Origin of the sequence: Kitasatospora atroaurantiaca, assembly GCF_007828955.1 — a bacterium.
In the GTDB taxonomy this organism is placed as follows: domain Bacteria; phylum Actinomycetota; class Actinomycetes; order Streptomycetales; family Streptomycetaceae; genus Kitasatospora; species Kitasatospora atroaurantiaca.
The window spans coordinates 4,076,441-4,092,655 of the sequence record NZ_VIVR01000001.1; the positions used below are offsets into that span (position 1 = coordinate 4,076,441).

At 70.6% G+C, this 16,215-nt stretch carries 12 protein-coding genes and 1 pseudogene; 4 read left to right on the forward strand and 9 right to left on the reverse strand.

The annotated features are described in order from the left end of the window. Window positions 1-82 precede the first annotated feature (82 nt). The 5 genes from FB465_RS18765 to FB465_RS18785 form a co-directional block, all read right to left on the reverse strand. Window positions 83-2,035, reverse strand: a complete 1,953-nt coding sequence (locus FB465_RS18765) for a tetratricopeptide repeat protein (protein ID WP_145792138.1) — start codon at window positions 2,033-2,035, stop codon at window positions 83-85. A gap of 107 nt (window positions 2,036-2,142) precedes the next feature. Then, the gene (locus FB465_RS18770; protein WP_246192718.1) at window positions 2,143-3,051 is read right to left on the reverse strand and encodes a hypothetical protein; all 909 of its coding nucleotides are present in this window, start codon (window positions 3,049-3,051) and stop codon (window positions 2,143-2,145) included. A 100-nt stretch (window positions 3,052-3,151) separates the two neighbouring features. Next, entirely contained in the window at window positions 3,152-3,571 is a 420-nt protein-coding gene (locus FB465_RS18775; RefSeq protein WP_145792140.1) for a DUF6153 family protein, read from the reverse strand. 131 nt (window positions 3,572-3,702) lie between these two features. Continuing rightward, complete coding sequence (locus FB465_RS18780; protein WP_145792142.1) at window positions 3,703-4,272, reverse strand: hypothetical protein; 570 nt, start codon at window positions 4,270-4,272, stop codon at window positions 3,703-3,705. Between the two features lie 140 nt (window positions 4,273-4,412). Continuing rightward, window positions 4,413-5,300: an LLM class flavin-dependent oxidoreductase gene (locus FB465_RS18785; protein ID WP_145792144.1), complete on the reverse strand. Its 888-nt coding sequence runs from the start codon at window positions 5,298-5,300 to the stop codon at window positions 4,413-4,415. A gap of 210 nt (window positions 5,301-5,510) precedes the next feature. Between FB465_RS18785 and FB465_RS18790 the strand changes: the two genes are divergently transcribed. Further along, on the forward strand, window positions 5,511-8,252 hold the full coding sequence (locus FB465_RS18790; protein ID WP_145792146.1) for a right-handed parallel beta-helix repeat-containing protein: 2,742 nt from the start codon (window positions 5,511-5,513) through the stop codon (window positions 8,250-8,252). Between the two features lie 271 nt (window positions 8,253-8,523). Here the strand turns inward: FB465_RS18790 and FB465_RS18795 are convergent. From FB465_RS18795 to FB465_RS18810, 4 genes and pseudogenes are all read right to left on the reverse strand, one after another. Then, window positions 8,524-8,751: pseudogene (locus tag FB465_RS18795) on the reverse strand (LLM class flavin-dependent oxidoreductase); the annotation flags it as partial. 18 nt (window positions 8,752-8,769) lie between these two features. Continuing rightward, window positions 8,770-9,402: a hypothetical protein gene (locus FB465_RS18800; protein WP_145792147.1), complete on the reverse strand. Its 633-nt coding sequence runs from the start codon at window positions 9,400-9,402 to the stop codon at window positions 8,770-8,772. A 1-nt stretch (window position 9,403) separates the two neighbouring features. After that, window positions 9,404-13,186 carry a DUF6531 domain-containing protein gene (locus FB465_RS18805; RefSeq protein WP_145792149.1) on the reverse strand — a complete coding sequence of 1,261 codons (3,783 nt, stop codon included), beginning with the start codon at window positions 13,184-13,186 and terminating at the stop codon, window positions 9,404-9,406. Further along, a complete protein-coding gene (locus FB465_RS18810) occupies window positions 13,183-13,908 on the reverse strand; it encodes a WXG100-like domain-containing protein (protein ID WP_145792151.1) in 726 nt (241 codons plus the stop codon). The genes FB465_RS18805 and FB465_RS18810 overlap by 4 nt, the downstream gene beginning before the upstream one ends. Window positions 13,909-14,120: 212 nt before the next feature. On the opposite strand from FB465_RS18810, the gene FB465_RS18815 reads away from it, so the two are divergent. The 3 genes from FB465_RS18815 to FB465_RS18825 all read left to right on the forward strand — a co-directional run bounded on the left by FB465_RS18815 (window position 14,121) and on the right by FB465_RS18825 (window position 16,135). Next, window positions 14,121-14,402: a hypothetical protein gene (locus tag FB465_RS18815; protein ID WP_246192719.1), complete on the forward strand. Its 282-nt coding sequence runs from the start codon at window positions 14,121-14,123 to the stop codon at window positions 14,400-14,402. After that, window positions 14,399-14,791, forward strand: a complete 393-nt coding sequence (locus tag FB465_RS18820; protein ID WP_145792153.1) for a type II toxin-antitoxin system VapC family toxin — start codon at window positions 14,399-14,401, stop codon at window positions 14,789-14,791. The genes FB465_RS18815 and FB465_RS18820 overlap by 4 nt, the downstream gene beginning before the upstream one ends. Before the next feature lie 516 nt (window positions 14,792-15,307). Then, window positions 15,308-16,135: a MarR family transcriptional regulator gene (locus FB465_RS18825; RefSeq protein ID WP_145792155.1), complete on the forward strand. Its 828-nt coding sequence runs from the start codon at window positions 15,308-15,310 to the stop codon at window positions 16,133-16,135. Window positions 16,136-16,215 lie beyond the last annotated feature (80 nt).

Sequence of the window (16,215 nt, forward strand, 5' to 3'; positions counted from 1 at the left end):
ACCTCCGCCCGCCCGCCGGGCCCCTGCCTGCAGCCCTCAGCCCCCGCCCCCCGCCCCCCGCCCTCTGCCCTCTCCTCTGCCCTCAGCCCTCCCGGCCTCTCTCACCCCGCCGACCCCGCAGGCCGAAGATCCGCCCCAGCAGCGAGGAGCGCTTCCCCGCCCGCGAAGCCTCGCCGGCGGCCCGCGCCCGCCCGACCATCTCCGTGCTGATCCGCTCGCCCTCCTCGTCGGGCTCGGCGTGGTCCCGGTCGATCGCCGCGAGCAGCTCCGAGGCCAGTCCGAGAGCCGCCTCGTCCGTCCACGGGCAGGCCAGCATCAGCGAGCAGAGCGAGCTCAGGATGGTGACCTCGCGGGACCGGTACGCCTGCGCGCCCGCCAGCAGCCGCTCGCCCACCAGGTGCCCGACGTCCTCGCGGACCGCCGGATCGACCCAGGCCGCCGTGACCAGCGCGAACCCGGCCGCCTCGGAGACCCAGTCCTCGGAGCCGAACAGCAGGTCGACCAGCACCTCGCGCCGCGCGGAGCCGGCCCACGGCTGGTCGGTGCGGTGGTGCAGGATGCCGAGGCAGGCGAAGGCCTGGACGCTCCGGACCCACAGCTCGGGTCGCCGCTCCAGCAGCCATCGCCCCTGTTCGTCCTCGCGCGGCAGCGGCGGGTGGGCCAGTACTCCCACCAGGTCGTCGAGGCCCAGACCCGCCAGCCGGACGGCACGGTCGTACGCGGCCGGGATGCACGGCCAGACCACCTCGGCCGTCTCCCGGATGAGCTCCGCAGCCGCCAGCGAGGGCGCCGACACGGCCGGGTGGGGGTGGAAGCCCTCGTAACGCCAGATCCGGGTGCCGACCTCGCGCAGCGGCACGCGCGGGTCCGGCTCGGCGGGGCTGTGGTAGACGATCTCGGAGTTGGGGAAGCCGTGGCGGAGGGCGAGCAGCGAGCTCGGCGGTTCCAGCGTCGAGGCGGCGAAGTGGATCTCGTGGTCCCGGCCGGACTTCGGGCTCGCCAGCATCTGGTGCAGCGCGTGCACCGACGCCTCCTGCGCGGCGTGGACCTGGTCGAGCCAGGGCCGGCCGTCGCTGAACCTGGCCAGCAGCTGGGCGGCGTACTCGTGCTCGGGGTGCTCGCGCAGGTGGTCCGCCAGGGCGAGCAGCTGGGCCGTTCCGCCGTCGATCTGGTGGCGGAGCCCCAGCAGCGCGGGCGCGGCCTTCGGATGGTCCGGCTCGGTGGCCAGGACCCGCTCCAGCCAGGGCAGCCCCTCGGCGGGGCGGCCGGTGGCCGCGTACAACTCGGCGACGTCGACGTGCAGATAGGCGTCGGACGGGTCGCGTTCCAGCTCGTCCTGCCACACGGCCAGGGCCTCGTCGCTGCGCCCGGCGGCACGCAGGGCGTTGCCGAGCATCACGGCGGCGATGTGCCCGGGCGTGATCCCGTACGCCTCCCGGGCCAGCCGGACGGCCCGGCCGGTGTCGCCGAGCCGCCGGGCGAGCCCGGAGGCCATGGCCAGCAGCAGCGGCTGTTCCGGGTGCCGGGTGACCATGGCCCGGATGAAGGCGTCGAAGGGCAGCAGCGCCTCGCGCAGCGCTTGCGGCAGCGGCTCGGGCAGGCCGCCGGCCGCGCGGGCGACGGCCTCGGCGGCGGCCCGCGGGGAGACCAGCTCGGGCAGGTCGCCCCGGGTGAGCCAGGCCGCGTGCGCCCACGGGCGGTCGGGTTCCGCCCTGATCGCGGCCGCGATCAGCCCTACGGCCTCCTCCCACTGCCCGGCGGCGGCCTGCAGGTGCGCCCGGCAGACGACCTCGCCGATGAACGGGCGCTCCAACGGGAAGAGCTCCAGGGCGGCTTCGGTCCCACCCGCGCGAACGGCGAGTTCGGCCAGCGCCTCGTGGACCTCGGGCAGTTGGGGATCGGTCGCCATCGCGAAGGCCAGGTGGGTCGCGGCGTGCCGGAGGTCCCCGCTGTCGGCGGCCAGCCGGGCGACGGCCACCTCGCCCTCGGCCTCCAGCCGTTCGTCCCCGCAGCCGGTCGTGTTCGGATCGTGCATCCCGTCCCCCTGTTGCCCTTCGGTCGGTACCGATCAGGCACGCTACCGACCGCGCGACGGGGGACGCCCGGGAGGGGTGGCCTGCGCCTCCCCTCCCGGACGGTGGGTCAGGAGACGCGCAGGGTCAGGGCGGCGGTGTGCAGGGTGCCGCCGGTGCGGAACTGCAGGAAGAGCCGCCAGTCACCGGACTTGGGCAGTTCGGCGTGGAACGGCAGGGTCGGGCCGCCCCCGTCGCCGGTGGCCGCGGTCTCGGGGTGCAGGTGCGCGAAGGACAGGTCGCCCGCGTGGAAGGCGGTCAGGTGGGCGTACGTCTCCAGGTACGGCTGCAGGTCGGTGACCGGCTTGCCGTCCTTGGCGATGCCGACCTTCAGCTCGCCCGCCTTCCCCGCCACCGGGCTGCCCTCGACCGTGACGGTGTAGCCGTCGGCCGTGGTGCTGCCGGCGGCGGCCGGGAGGGGAGCGTCCGTGGCGGCGCCGGGGACGGTGACGGTACGGCTCAGGACCAGTCCGGTGCCCCGGCCGGGCCCGCTGTCCGGCGTGAAGGACGCGTACAGCCGCCAGCTGCCCGGCTGCAGCGCGTCGAGCGGGGCCGTCCAGGTGCCGTCGGCGGCCATCGTCGGGTGCAGGTGCTGGAAGCCGGTCAGGTCCGAGCGGACGGCGTAGAAGTGCATCTGCTTGGTCTGGTCGACGGCGAAGGCGGTCACCGGCCTGCCGTCCGGCCCGGTGACACTGAACCGGTACTCGGCCGCCGCGCCCGCCGGGAGGGTGGTCGCTGCCGCGTCCAGGCGGTAGCCGCCCAGCTCGGCGGCGAGGCCGTCGGTCGCGGCCTTCATGGCGGCCATGTCGTGGCCGCCGGCGCCGGCCGACGTGCCGGTGCTCGGTGAGGAAGCGGCCGATCCGTGGGACATGCCGGGCATGCTGCTGTGGTCGGTCGAGGAGCCGCAGGCGGCCAGCGTCAGCGTGAGTGCGGCAGCGGCGGCAACGGCGGTCAGGGTACGGCGGGTTGACGAGTGCACGGAGATCTCTCCAGGTGGGTGCGGCCGCCGTGGTGGCGGCGCGTGGGTGAGCGGGGCCGCGGCACCCGGACTCCTGTGGGGGAGCCCGGGGCGGGCCCTGTCACGTCCGCGACACGCACACCTGGAGCAGCAGCGCACGCCCGGCGGGCGGCGCGCGGGAGCCGTCGGCCGTACCGGCCGGAGACCTGACGGCTGCCGGGGTCGGGAGCGGCGGCTCGAGAGCGGCCAGTACGCCCGGCCCGGCGAGCGGCACGCCGCCACGGGCCTGGGTGGACACGCAGGTCACCGAGCCCTGGGCGGGGTGGTGGGCCGCCGCTGCGGCGTGCTCCGCGGGTGCCTGCTCCTCGGCCACGGAGTGCTCGGCCATCGGGTGCTCAGCCGTTCCGGCAGCCCGCACCATTCCGGCCATCGCCTCGTGGCACCCGGCAGCCGCCGACGGGCTGCCGTGCATCAGGAACAGTCCGGCCAGCACGGCGCACAGCACGACCAGCCGGGCCGCTGCCCCACCGCCCATCCTCATGTACGCCTGCCCCTGTCCGTCCGGCTGTCGCCCCCGACCATACCCCCTACCCGTATTTCCAGGGCGGGGACACGCACGAGGAGCGGCCCGGAAGCCGTGCTCCCGGGCCGCTCCTCGTTGGAGGCTCCGCGTCAGGAGTGGTAGATCTCCTTGATCGCGGTGATCTTGCCGGAGGCGTCCACGGTGACGTCGTAGTTGCCGTACGAGGAGCAGACGAGGTTGGCCTTCTGCGCGTGGTTCAGGCAGTCGCCGATGTGCTGCGAGAGCTCGGTGAGCGAGACCGTCTTCGCGCTGCCCGAGGCGGGGGACAGCTGCGCCTTGACGGTGGACGCGAAGTGGTACGCCTTTGCGGCGCCGGTGGCCTCGTACTCGACGTCGTTCACGCCGCACCTGGGCTTGGTGTCCTTGGCGGACAGGGTGTCACCGCTCGGCTGCTTGACCGGAGAGATGATCTTGTGCCCGGCGGGCAGCTTCGGAGCGTCGCAGGACGGGTCCGCGCCGTCGCTCGCCGTCGGCTCGGCCGAGGACCCGTCCGGCGCCGGGTCCGTGGCCTCGGCCTTGCCGGAGTCGGTGACGGACGGCCGGGCCGCGGCAGTCGTGTTCGTGGGCGCGGCGTCCGACGAGCCGTCAGGCTCGCAGGCGGCGAGACCGAACATGGCCGCCGAGATGACAACGGCGGTGAGCAGACTGCGAGATGACATCGCGGTGGTTCCCCCTACTGATACGTGACCGATCATTGCTGACTGACGATCGGACAGGCTATCGACAATCGCCGACACCCTGTGCGCGGGGCCCGCCGAACATCCTCGGCGGGCCCCGTCCGTGCGTTCAGCAGCACCGGTCAACCCAGCTGGGCCAGGCCCTCGGTGGCGATGCGCTCGAAGACCGCGAAGTCGTTCTCGAAGATCGAGTCCGGAACGGGCCAGTGGATGACGAGCTCCGTGATGCCGAGCTCCCGGTACGTCCCCGCCCAGTCGACGAAGGCGTCCAGCGAGGCCAGCGGCTTCTCTGCGGTCGAGCCCTGCAGGAGCACCTTCTCCAGCTCGGCCACGTCCCGGCCCTGCGCCTCGCACGCGGTCCTGAGCTTGGCCAGCTGCGCCTCGATCACGGCGGGAGCCTGCTCCACCGGCACGTCGGCCGGGCCGCGCGGATCGCCGTACGTGACCCAGCCCTGCCCGTACTCGGCGGCCAGCCTCAGCCCGCGCGGGCCGGTGGCGGCGACGTAGAAGGGCACCCGCGGCCTCTGCACGCACCCGGGGATGTTCCGCGCCTCGACGGCCGAGTAGTAGCGGCCCTCCTCGGTGGTGGCGTCCTGGGTCAGCAGCTTGTCCAGCAGCGGCAGGAACTCGCCGAAGCGGTCCGCCCGCTCCTTCGGCGACCACGCCTCCTGCCCCATCGCCGTCGCGTCGAACCCGACCCCGCCGGCCCCGATCCCGACCGTCAGCCGCCCGCCCGAGATCTCGTCGACCGAGACCAGCTCCTTGGCCAGCGTGACCGGGTGCCTGAAGTTGGGCGAGGTGACGAGCGTCCCCAGCCGGATCCGCTCGGTCGCCGTCGCGGCGGCCGTCAGCGTGGGGATCGCCCCGAACCACGGCTCGTCCCGGAACGACCGCCACGACAGGTGGTCATAGGTGTACGCGGCATGGAACCCGAGTTCTTCGGCCCGCCGCCAGATCTTCTGACCCTCGCCCCACCGGTGGATGGGGAGGATCACGGTACTCAGACGCATACCTGAGACCCTACGGTGCCCGGAGAAGTCGACCGGGTACCAGCCGTCGAGCGGCGGGTTCCGAACCGTTGGGCACGAGGTCGAGGCACGGGGGAAACCGGTTGTCGGTGCTCGCACGGCTTCTTGTAGCCTGATGCCGCCATAGGGGCGATTGTCAGACTTTTAAGATCTGGGGGACCGGTGTACCACCGCCGTCTCGTTGCGACCGCTGTGGCTCTCGCCGCCGGGTTCGCCTTCCTGCCGGGCCAGGCGCACGCCGCCGACCCGGCCCCGAACGCCGTACCGAACGCCGTACCGAACGCCGTGCCGGCTCCCGCCCAGAGCGGGTGGGAACTGCCCGGCGCCAAGACGTTCACCAGCCCGGCGAGCAACTCGTACCGGGTGCAGGGCCAGGCCGCGGTTGCCGCCCGGTCCGCCGCCGTGCCGTCCACCGGCCGGACCGTCTACGTCCTCACCCGCTCCACCTGCACCACGGACACCGGGACGGGCACCCAGGCGGCGCCGTTCTGCAGCCTGCAGCGCGGCGTGGACGCGGCCGTCCCCGGCGACACCGTCCGGGTCGACGGGAAGGACGAGGGGGTCAGCCCGCCCAGCGACATGGAGGCCGTGGTCGTCCACACCTCCGGCCTGACCCTCACCGGCGGGACCAACACCCCGCAGATCATTTCGTTCAACAACGCGGCCGGAAAGCCCGCCCTGACCCTGGACGGGGTCAGCGATGTGACGATCAGTCACCTCACCTTCGGCGGGGGCAACGCACCGGGCCTGCTCGTCAAGGGCTCCAGCCGGATCACCCTCGACTCCGACCGCCTCGACGGGTCCGGCGGCAACGCCCTGACCATCGACGGCACGTCCAACGCGATCACCGTGACCAGGTCGCACGCCTCGATGTTCTACCCGGTCGCCGGCAGCGCGACGATCTCGGTGGCCGCCGGGGCGAAGGACATCACCCTGGCCGGCAACCTGGTCAAGGGCGCCACCACGGACAACTCCCAGACGACGTACCAGGCGACCGGCGGCATCGCCGCCACCGGAGTGCAGGGCCTGAACGTCACCGGCAACACCGTTCAGCGCGGCTGCCTCCCCGGCATCGCCGTGGACGGCACCTCGACCGCCGTGTCGATCCAGAACAACCTGCTGGTCGAGACGGCCGCCGTGGCCGGCTGCGACTCCGGCCAGCCCGCTGTGACGGTCTCGGCCGAGTCCGCCCTCGGGACCACCACCGACTACAACGACTTCTACGCCGAGTCCGCCACCGGCGCCGGGCCCTACCGCTGGGCCGGCACCGCGTACCCGACCGTTGCCGCCTTCCAGGCCGCGCAGACCCAGGGCGCGCACGACACCGTCGAGACGGTCGCGCCGCAGCAGGTCAACAGCGGTTCGGACTGGGGCGTCGCCTATGCCCTGCAGACCGGCTCCGCCGCGATCGGCACCGCCAACCAGTCCGCGCCCGGCGCCCTGACCACCGACTACTTCGGACACGGCCCGATGGCCGACCGGGGCGCGGTCAAGTTCCAGAGCAACAACCCCGGCTTCGCGATGGCGCTGACCGCGAAGAACACCAGCGCGTTCGGCGTCTCACTGGCCCTGGACGTGACCACCCTGCCGGTCGCCCAGGACATCTACCTCCAGTGGGGCGACGGCACCGTCGACGTCCTCAACTTCTACGGCGACAAGCCGGTGAAGACGACGGCGGGCCACATCTACAAGAAGCTCGGCGACTACACGATCACCGTCACCGACTACGAGAAGACCGGCAACACCATCCGCAACACGGTGAAGGTCTCCACCCTCGGCTCGCAGTACACCGCGTACGGCCCGAAGCGGCTGCTGGACAGCCGGGACGGCACGGGTCTCGCGGCCGTCGGCAGGGTCCCGGCGTACGGGACGGTCAAGCTCAAGGTCGGCGGTGCGGGCGGCATCCCGGCGAACGCGACCGCCGCGGTGCTGAACCTGACCGTGACCGGCCCGGCCGCCGACGGCTACATCACGGCTTACCCGGACGGTGGCCCGCGGCCGACCACCTCGAACGTCAACTACCGGGCCAAGCAGACCGTGCCGAACCTGGTGATGGTGCCGATCGGCGACAACGGCTACGTCGACCTGTACAACGGCAGCCGGGACACCACCGACCTGGTCGCCGACATCACCGGCTACTTCACCCCGACGGCCGCGGCCGGCTTCGCCCCCGTCGGCCCGAGCCGGCTGGTCGACACCCGGAACGGCACCGGTGCCCCGCGTGGCCAGGTTCCCGGGCGCGGCTCCATCCCGGCACAGATCGCCGGCGCCGCCCCCGGCCTGCCGGGCGGCAGCATCTCCGCGGTCGCGCTGAACGTCACCGTCACCAACCCGCGCGGGGACGGCTACCTGACCGTCTACCCGAGCGGGCAGACCATGCCCACCGCGTCCAACTTGAACTTCACCGTCGGGCAGACCATCGCCAACTCGGTCGTCGTCCCGGTGGGCGCGGACGGCAAGATCCGGCTGTTCAACGGCGCCTGGGCCGGAGCCGACGTGGTCATCGACGTGGTCGGCTACTACAGCGCCTACGAGACGGGCGCGTTCATGCCGGTCGACCCGAAGCGGCTGCTCGACACCCGCGACCCGGCGACCTGGGGCGGCGGCCCGCTGAAGGGCCGTTACTACGCCTACCTGCCGATGACCACGCGCACCGACATCCCGGCGTTCGTCTTCAACGCCACTGTCACCAACACAGGCGCCGATGGCTACTTGTCCGCGGCCTCCGACCCGAACACCGTCGCCGACTACAAGAGCGGGTACCCGTATCCGGTGTACGCGCCGAACACCTCGTCGCTGAACTGGCGGCGCGGCACCACCGTGCCGAACCTGGTGCAGGTCACGCCGGGCCGGGGCGTCATCGACTTCTTCAACCAGAGCGACGGCGACATCGACCTGATCGTCGACATCTTCGGCTACTACCAGAACGACTGACGTCAACTCAGTCCGAATTCCGGTCAGTGACTGACGCGGACAGGGGATGACGCGGAGAGGTGCCTTGCTTCCGGCCTGGAAGCTGGGCACCTCTCTCGCATCGGCCTCCGGCACACCGTCTCCAACGCCTTCCACACCTGCTACTGACAGCGCGGCGACACCACCCTGGCTCGGCGGATCACGCTGGGCGACGTGTCCGGCGGGAGGCTGACGCCCGGCATCGGGGCTGACGGGGTCGGGGTTCGACGCGACGGGCCGTTCGCGCGGGTCGGACCGTGATGGGTGAACGAGGCTTGACCGAGGTGACGAGCGTCCCCAGCCGGATCCGCTCGGTCGCCGTCGCGGCGGCCGTCAGCGTGGGGATCGCCCCGAACCACGGCTCGTCCCGGAACGACCGCCACGACAGGTGGTCATAGGTGTACGCGGCATGGAACCCGAGTTCTTCGGCCCGCCGCCAGATCTTCTGACCCTCGCCCCACCGGTGGATGGGGAGGATCACAGAACTGCCGTGCTGTGCTCATCGCCCGGTGCGCGCCAGTGAACTCCGGAGCTCTGCGTCGGTGGTCTTTCCGGTGAGCCAGGACCACAGAATTCGTGATTCCTTCCGGTCGAGACCGAGGGCGCCCCGGGCTGCGCGCAGGAAGAGTCCCTCCGTCGCAGCCGCGTAGCGCCCCGAGTCCCGGAACCGGAGACAGGCCTCTGCCGGGGTGAGGCCGTCGGCGAGCATCCTGGAGAGTTCGGTGACGTCGTCGTCGAACCGGGACTGCGGACGGATCCTCACGCCGTATGCGGACTCGAACTCCTCGGAGAAGGTCTTCGCGGCGTACGACGGGCTGTTCCGCAGCCACCATTGCTCCCTCGGGTGCAACGGGAAGGACTCCTGGGCCAGTACGCGCCGTACGTCCGGGTCGATCCGATCGATCGAATCGCGCAGCTCCTCCGCCTCCGGTCCCGCCAACTCCTCCAGGACCTCGGAGAGCACCGTTCGCATGGTGAGGTCGTTGAGGTAGTCCTCGAGATCCCAGGGATATCCGGCCGTGCAATCCGCCGCGAAGCGCTGCCATCGATCAGTGGCCAGCCGAGGGGTGATCTCGCCGACCCACCCTCTGTCGGCGAAGGCCTGCGAGAACTCCGCCTCGAACCCGCGCACCCTATCTCCCACTCTCGTTGTCCATGTACTTGGACGGATTGTCCGGCCGGAAGAAGTTCGTGATCTTGTCGTCCTGCATGATCCCGAGTCGCCCGGTCGGTGTGTGCAGCCTGAGAATCGCGCCGTCATGGGCGCGGGTGACCTCCCGGACCTCGGAGGTCAGTGGATCGTTCATGAGACTAACGGCATCCCGCTCGTACCGGTCGAAGCCGTCCACCCCGTCGACCTCGTGCTCGTACTCCGGCATGTCCGCCTTCTCGCCGGGGCGCTTGCCCTGTCCGAGGACATGCTTGTCGTACTTTTCGTCGATCTTCATCGGGTCCCAAGCCTTCGGCTTGGGCTTCGGCTTCTCCTCCTCCGGGTGGGGCGAGAGGCCGAGAGGATCGCTCCAGGTGTGGGGGTTGTGGACATAGGTGTCCGGGTTGGGGGCGGGGGCGAGGCCGAGCGGATCGGGGCTGGTGTACCGGGCGGTCTCGGGGTCGTAGTACCGGTGCAGGTTGTAGTGGAGCCGGGTCTCAGGGTCGAAGTACTGACCCGGGTAGCGGAGCGGCGTGTACGCGGCGCTGGCGCCGGCCCACGTGGTCTGGCCCCAGAGGGTCGTGGTGGCCTGCCACGACACGCTCTCCGTGGCCGGGTCGACCAGCTCGGTGGGTGTGCCGATGAGGTCGGTGACGATGGCGAAGAAGCGGCGGTCGATCCGTTCCTGCGACGAGTCGGTGGTGGTGATCGTCTCAGTCTGGGTTAGCGGTCGCCGCCCCTTGTGATCCCAGCTGAGCGTGTACGGGCCGGGCAGGTAGGGAGCGTGCGTGGTCTGCTCGGCGAGGCTGGAACCGTCCCAGGTGAAGTCCGTGCGTTCCGCGACCGTGGTGCCGTCGGCCGCAAGCCGTTCCTTGGAGATCCGGCGCCCGAGCGGGTCGTAGCGGTAGCGCCAGCAGGTGCCGTCCGGGGTGACGACGCCGGTGAGGCGATCCTCGGCGTTCCAGGTGTAGCGCCAGGTGTCGGGCTTCTTGGACAGCCGGCTCTTCTGCCGGAGTACGGTGCGGCCGGAGGCGTCGTGCTCGTAACGGACGCGGCCGGCGGTGACGAGCCGGGCGTCCTCGTACGTGCGCGTGCCTCGTGCGGCACCGGCCGATTCGGTGGCGGGCCACTGCGCATCGACCAGGTTGCCCGTGGGGTCGTAGGCGTAGCTCTCGCTCCATGAGGCGGCTCGCACGGCGGTGACCCTGCCGACTCCGTCCAGGTCGAACTCGCGCCCGTCGCCGGCCTCCGTCGTGATGCCGATGAGGTTTCCGTCCGCCCGGTAGCGGTAGCCGCGCTGCTGCAGGATGGCGGACGGACTCCGGAGGATCTGACCGGTGAGCTGGTGACGGTTGTCCCAGACGCTGGTGAGCGTCATCGTTCCGTTGATCGTGCGGACGTTCTCACGGCCGCCCTCGTCGTACGCGAAGTCGAGTGTCCCGCCGGAGGTGGTGAGCGCTGCCGGGCGTCCGGCCGAGTCGTAGGTCCAGGTACTGGTGTGGCCGGTGGGGGTGGTGCGGCCGATCCGTCGGCCCAGGACGTCACGCCGATAGCTGACGGTGCGTCCGTTGACGCTCTCGGCCAACAGATTGCCCAGCGCGTCGACGGTCCGGACGATCTCGGCATCCGGATTGACAGCACCGACCAGACGACCGGCCAGGTCGTAGCTGTAGGTGGTGACGCGCCCGTCGGCTGCCTTGCTGACGAGCCGGTCGAGCAGGTCGTAGGCGTAGTGGGTCTGTTCGCCGTTCGGAGCATGCACGCTCGCCAGTCGACCTCCGTCGTCGAATCGGTAGCCCACGGAGCGCCCGCTGAAGTCGGTCTCACCGATGACGCGCCCGGCCTCGTCGTGGACATAGGCCCACTGCCTGCCGAGCGGGTCGGTGACGGCAACGAGCTGCATGTTGGCGTCGTGGGTGAAGGTGTAGCGGGCGCCGTCAGGGGTCGTACGGGCGGCGAGGGTCTCGAAGTGGGTGTACTCGAAGGTGGTGGTCCGGCCGAGCTGGTCGGTGTGGGAGAGGAAGTTGCCCTCCCCGTCGTACGTCCAGCTCTCGGTGGTTCCGTCGGCCGTCGTACGCGAGGCCAGCCGGCCCTCGGTGGTCCAGGTCATCCGGGTGACGGCACCGATGGGGTCGGTGATGCTGGTGGTGCGGCCGAAGGCGTCGTACTCGTATCGACCGGTGGCGCCGGTGGGGCTGGTCACCTCGATCGGGAGGCCGGCCCGGTTGCAGCGGATACGGGTGGTGCTCCCGAAGGCATCGGTGATCGAAGTCGGGTGCCCGAGCTCGTTGTAGGCATAGGCGGTGACCGCGCCGAGAGGGTCGGTGAGGGTGAGACGGCGACCGTTCTGGTCGTAGGTCTGGTGCCAGGCGGCCCCACCCGGTGTGGTGATGGTGGTGGGGAGGCTGAGGCGGTCGGTGTATGTGGCGGTGGTCTGTTGGCCGTCGGGCCGGGTGATGGTGGTGAGGTCGCCGCCGCCGTCGTACTCGAAGCGGGTGGTGCGGCCGAGGGGGTCGGTCTGGGTGAGGAGACGGTCGTACTCGTCGCGTTCGAAGTGGGTGGTGTTCCCGAGCGGGTCGATCTGGGCGGTGATCTGGGCGTGCTCGTTGACGTGGTAGCGGGTGGTGTGGCCGAGGGCGTTGGTCTCGGTGTGGACCTTCAGGCCCGTGGAGGGGTCGGGGTCGCCGTAGGTGAAGTGGAAGCGGAGGGTGCCGTCGGCGCCGCCTTCGTCGACGACGCGGTCGAACTGGTCGTAGGTGTAGAGGTATTGGCTGTTGTTGCGGTCGGTCCAGGACAGGATGCGGCCGGTGGTGTCGTTGGCGAAGCGCATCGGCTTGCCGGAGGAGTTGTACACCGACGTCAGGTGGCCGTCGGTGTAGCCGTAGCGCGTCAGGAGGGCGTCGTGCCCGTCGTCGCCGGCGCCCGCGAGGCGCAGGGCGGTGATGCGGTCGTTGTCGACGGTGACGAGGAGTCTGTAGCCGCCGGAGTGGGTGATCGAGAGCGGGATCCCGTTCTCGTCGTAGGCGAGGTCGTAGTGGCGGCCGTGGCGGTCGCGGACACGGGAGAGGAGGGCGGTCTCGCCGTCCGGCTGCAGGGTGAACTCCCGTATCCGGCCGGTCGATCCATCGGTGATGGTGTAGTCGCCGGTGTCGGGGTGGACGTCGAGCTCGAAGCGGCCACCGGCGCTGGCGTACACGGGGTCGCCGGGTTCGGGGTGCGGGTAGGCCTGGGTGATGCGGTCGGCGCGCAGGTGGACGACGCCCTCGGTATCGATCTCGAGGCGTTCGTCGAAGGTGCAGACCCAGCGCTCGCCCATCCAGCGGCCTGCGGTGTAGCCGGACTCGAAGTTGCGGGTGAACTCCAACGGGAGGGAACCGGGGAGGGAGACGTCGACCTGGTCGATGTACATCCGGCCGGTGGCCATGTCGACGGGCTCGCCGCCGCCGCAGCGGGTGTCCAGCGGGCGGCCGGACTCACGGGGGTTCTTGACGTGGTCGCGGCCCCGGCCCTTGGGGTGGGAGTTGCCGTGCCGGCCGGGGCCGCCTCCGCTGCGGGGGTGGGGCAGGCCCTTGCCGCCGCCGTGGAGGATCTTTTCGAGGTCCTTTGCGTGTTTGGCGTCGGCCTCACGGGTGTTGTGGGCGACCTTCTTCAGGTTGTCGCCGGCCTTGCGGTAGAAGTTCTTGAGTGCCTTGCCGGCGTCGTCGGCGAGGGTCTTGCCGAGCTTCTGGGCGCCGTGTTCCAGGGCTTTGACGATCTGGTTGCTCATTCGAAGCTCACCCCCGCGATCTTGGACTGGAAGGCCTGGGCGTGGCCGGCGACGGTCTCGGCGTGGTCGTGCATGGTCCGCGCGTGCGCCTCCAGCGCGTCCGGGTCGATCCGGAAACCGGTGCCGCCCGCGCTGCCGCCCGACACCCCGAGCGCGGACTCGGCGGCCTCGAACACCAGCCCGCTGACGGCCCCGGCGACGGTCTCGATCAGCGGCTCGATCGCCGCCTCGATCACCTGGCCGATGATGTACTGCTCCAGCTGCTGCTCGAGGTAGTTGATCAGCCGCTTCGCGGTCTCCTCGATCAGGATCACCGCTGCCTCCGCAGCACCGAGCGTCGCCACCGCCGCCGCCTGGTCGGCGATGAACGCGGCTGCCAGGGCGACGAGTTCGGCGATGGTCTCGACCTTCATCGCCACGATCACGTCGGCTGCCACGTCGAGCGCGGTGGCCACCACATGGCAGGCCTGCACCAGCTCGTTCAGGTGACTGTCCGACAGGGCGGCCCACTTGGCGAGCAGCGCCTCGTACGAGGCACCCTCATAGGCCTCGCCGAGCCGCTGGATCGTCGCCGTCGAATCCTGGTGCGCGGACTCCACGTTCTCCGCGAACTCCCGCACGTGAGAGGCGAACTCACGCACCTTGTCCTCGTTCACCGTCGGCCAGTTGATGCCGATGAACGACAGGAACGACACCACCTCACCGGGCAGCTCGATCGCCATGCTCTACCTCCCCCGAAACGGCATGCGGATCGACCGTAGCCCAGGGCACCCTTCGAGGGAACGGCAGTTCCAGGTCCGTGACAGCGTCCGCACAATCAACGACGGAGACGACTCGTCAGGGCAGCCGAGCTCTCACTGACTCGGAGCGCCCGGTACTGATGGGAGCCTGAAGGCTCGCCCGCAGCTCACACATGATGTATTACACTTCTGCTATGGACACGCCCCGCCCTGGCAAGACCCGCGTCACCAGCGTCTCCCTGCGTGCGGAGACGCTGGAAGCGATTCGCGCACGTGCTGGAAAGCAGGGTGTCTCCTCGTACATCGAGGAGGCCGTGCAGCGACAGCTCCAGCGTGAGGCCATCGATGAGTACATCGCCGCCTCCGAGGCCGAACATGGGCCTGTCGATCCGGCGGAGGTGGCAGCCAGAGCTGACCGCATCCGCGCCCACCACGCCGCCCAGCGCGGAGACGCCGCTGGGGCGGACGCCGCGTGAGCGGCACCCTCGTTCTCGACAGCGAGGCGCTCTCCAAGCTCTCCCGGCGGCACCGAGACATGACCGTGTGGCTGGACGTCGCCCGCACGCTTGACCTCCTGGTTGTGACGAGCGCAGCAACGCTGGTGGAGGCACGCGACCCCAAAGTGCCACAGGCAACGTTCGACCATGCCGTATCCCTGGCCAAGGTGCGCCCCATCACGGAGGAGACCGCACGCGCTGCGAGCAAGCTGCTCGCAGCGGAGGGGCTTCATGGCCACAAGTACGCCATCGACGCGATGCTCGCCGCTACGGCCCACCTGGAACACGGGGACGTGACCGTCGTGACCAGCGATACCGGTGATTTGCGCCGGCTGTGCCACCCGCGCATCGCGGTCGAACAGATCTGACGCACTCCGAGTCGTTCCGGCTTCCCAGCCCGTCTTGTCGCAGCTCAGGCCGTGATGGATGAACGAAGCCTGACGGACTCGACCGGCATCCCCAGCCTGATCCGCTCGGTCACCCCTCGCGGCAGCGGTCGGCGTCGGGGCAGCCCCGGATCACGGCTCGGCGCGAAACCCGCATGGCCGCGGCGTGGGGACCGGAGGTGACCGAATACTCGCGCGCAAGAGATCGAAATCGAAGGCAACGCGTCGCGGATCGCTTCCCCGTCACCCCTCAACAGCCGAACTCGAACACTTCAGGCACTATCGGTCACAGATTCGGCCCAGGTGACTACTGTGCGATGCCGAGGTTGATGTTCCACCGGCGCCGCGTGGAAGCGCCAGGTCCGGAGTCAGCCCGCTGGGAGGGGAAGGCGTGCTCGAGATCACCGTGCCGGAGCGTCGGATGTCCATGCTTTCCGCTGCGGCGGGAGCGCATCCGGCCTCCCTCGGTCCTGCCGTTCCGTACTCGGGAGTCCCGGCGTGACAGAGACCGGCTCCACCGCGGCGCTTGCGCCTCTCCCACTGCTGGCAGCCGTCAAGCCGGACAAGGCGACCTTGGAACTGGCCCGGGTGCTGATCCGTGCTCCCGGTGAACAGCTCTCCGGGACCCTGCTGGTGACGGGGAATCCCGGAGGGTCCTTCCACCTCTCGAACGGTGACGTGATCGCGGTCGAATCGCCGGGTTCCCCCGGCACGGAAGCCCTGCTCCTGCGCTCGGGACGACTCGGTGAGGCCGACTGGGCCGCTGCGCAGCAGGCGGGGGCGGTCGACAACCGGACCGGAGCCGAGCTGATCGCCCGGATGCTGGTCGGCGCTGCGGAGCTGCAGTTGATGTGCCGAATGGCGGCGGTGGACGGGGCTTTCGCCATGGGCATGGGCCGGATCGACCGGTGCACGCTCGAAGGCCCTGCCGCCTGTCACCTGGCGGCACCGCAGGGCATCGAGCCGGATTGGCTCCTCCAGGAGACCGTGCGTCGGATCAGGGCTTTCGGCGCCCTCCCGTTCGCGATCTCTCCCTATCGGGACAGGGTGACTCTGACGCCCGCCGGTGCCGCTCAGCTGAACGGTTCGAAGACCGGCGAGCGACGGGAGATCCTTCTGCGCGTCAACGGCCGCCGCAGTTCGCGCGACATTGCCTTCCTGCTAGGGCGGAGCCTCTACGCCGTCACGGTGGAACTCTCGCGGCTGCTGGGCGAAGGGCTGGTCGAGGTTACGCACCGGGCCGCCAGCGAGCTGCCACTGCGCCGGCGCGGTACCAGCGGGATCAACGACGCTCTTCCCCTGCGGCCGGCGGTCGATCGCCGGTGACGGACTCCCGCCGTCGGGCCGGGCGATCAGCTGTCACATGTGACTCCAGAACAGTCAGATCGAGCACGTCGGTCGGGACC

Excerpts from the sequence above, each read along its gene's own strand:
- FB465_RS18765 (WP_145792138.1), bottom strand. The coding sequence starts at position 2,035 with ATGCACGATCCGAACACGACCGGCTGCGGGGACGAACGGCTGGAGGCC.
- FB465_RS18775 (WP_145792140.1), bottom strand. The coding sequence starts at position 3,571 with ATGAGGATGGGCGGTGGGGCAGCGGCCCGGCTGGTCGTGCTGTGCGCC.
- FB465_RS18780 (WP_145792142.1), bottom strand. The coding sequence starts at position 4,272 with ATGTCATCTCGCAGTCTGCTCACCGCCGTTGTCATCTCGGCGGCCATG.
- FB465_RS18785 (WP_145792144.1), bottom strand. The coding sequence starts at position 5,300 with ATGCGTCTGAGTACCGTGATCCTCCCCATCCACCGGTGGGGCGAGGGT.
- FB465_RS18805 (WP_145792149.1), bottom strand. The coding sequence starts at position 13,186 with ATGAGCAACCAGATCGTCAAAGCCCTGGAACACGGCGCCCAGAAGCTC.
- FB465_RS18810 (WP_145792151.1), bottom strand. The coding sequence starts at position 13,908 with ATGGCGATCGAGCTGCCCGGTGAGGTGGTGTCGTTCCTGTCGTTCATC.
- FB465_RS18815 (WP_246192719.1), top strand. The coding sequence starts at position 14,121 with ATGGACACGCCCCGCCCTGGCAAGACCCGCGTCACCAGCGTCTCCCTG.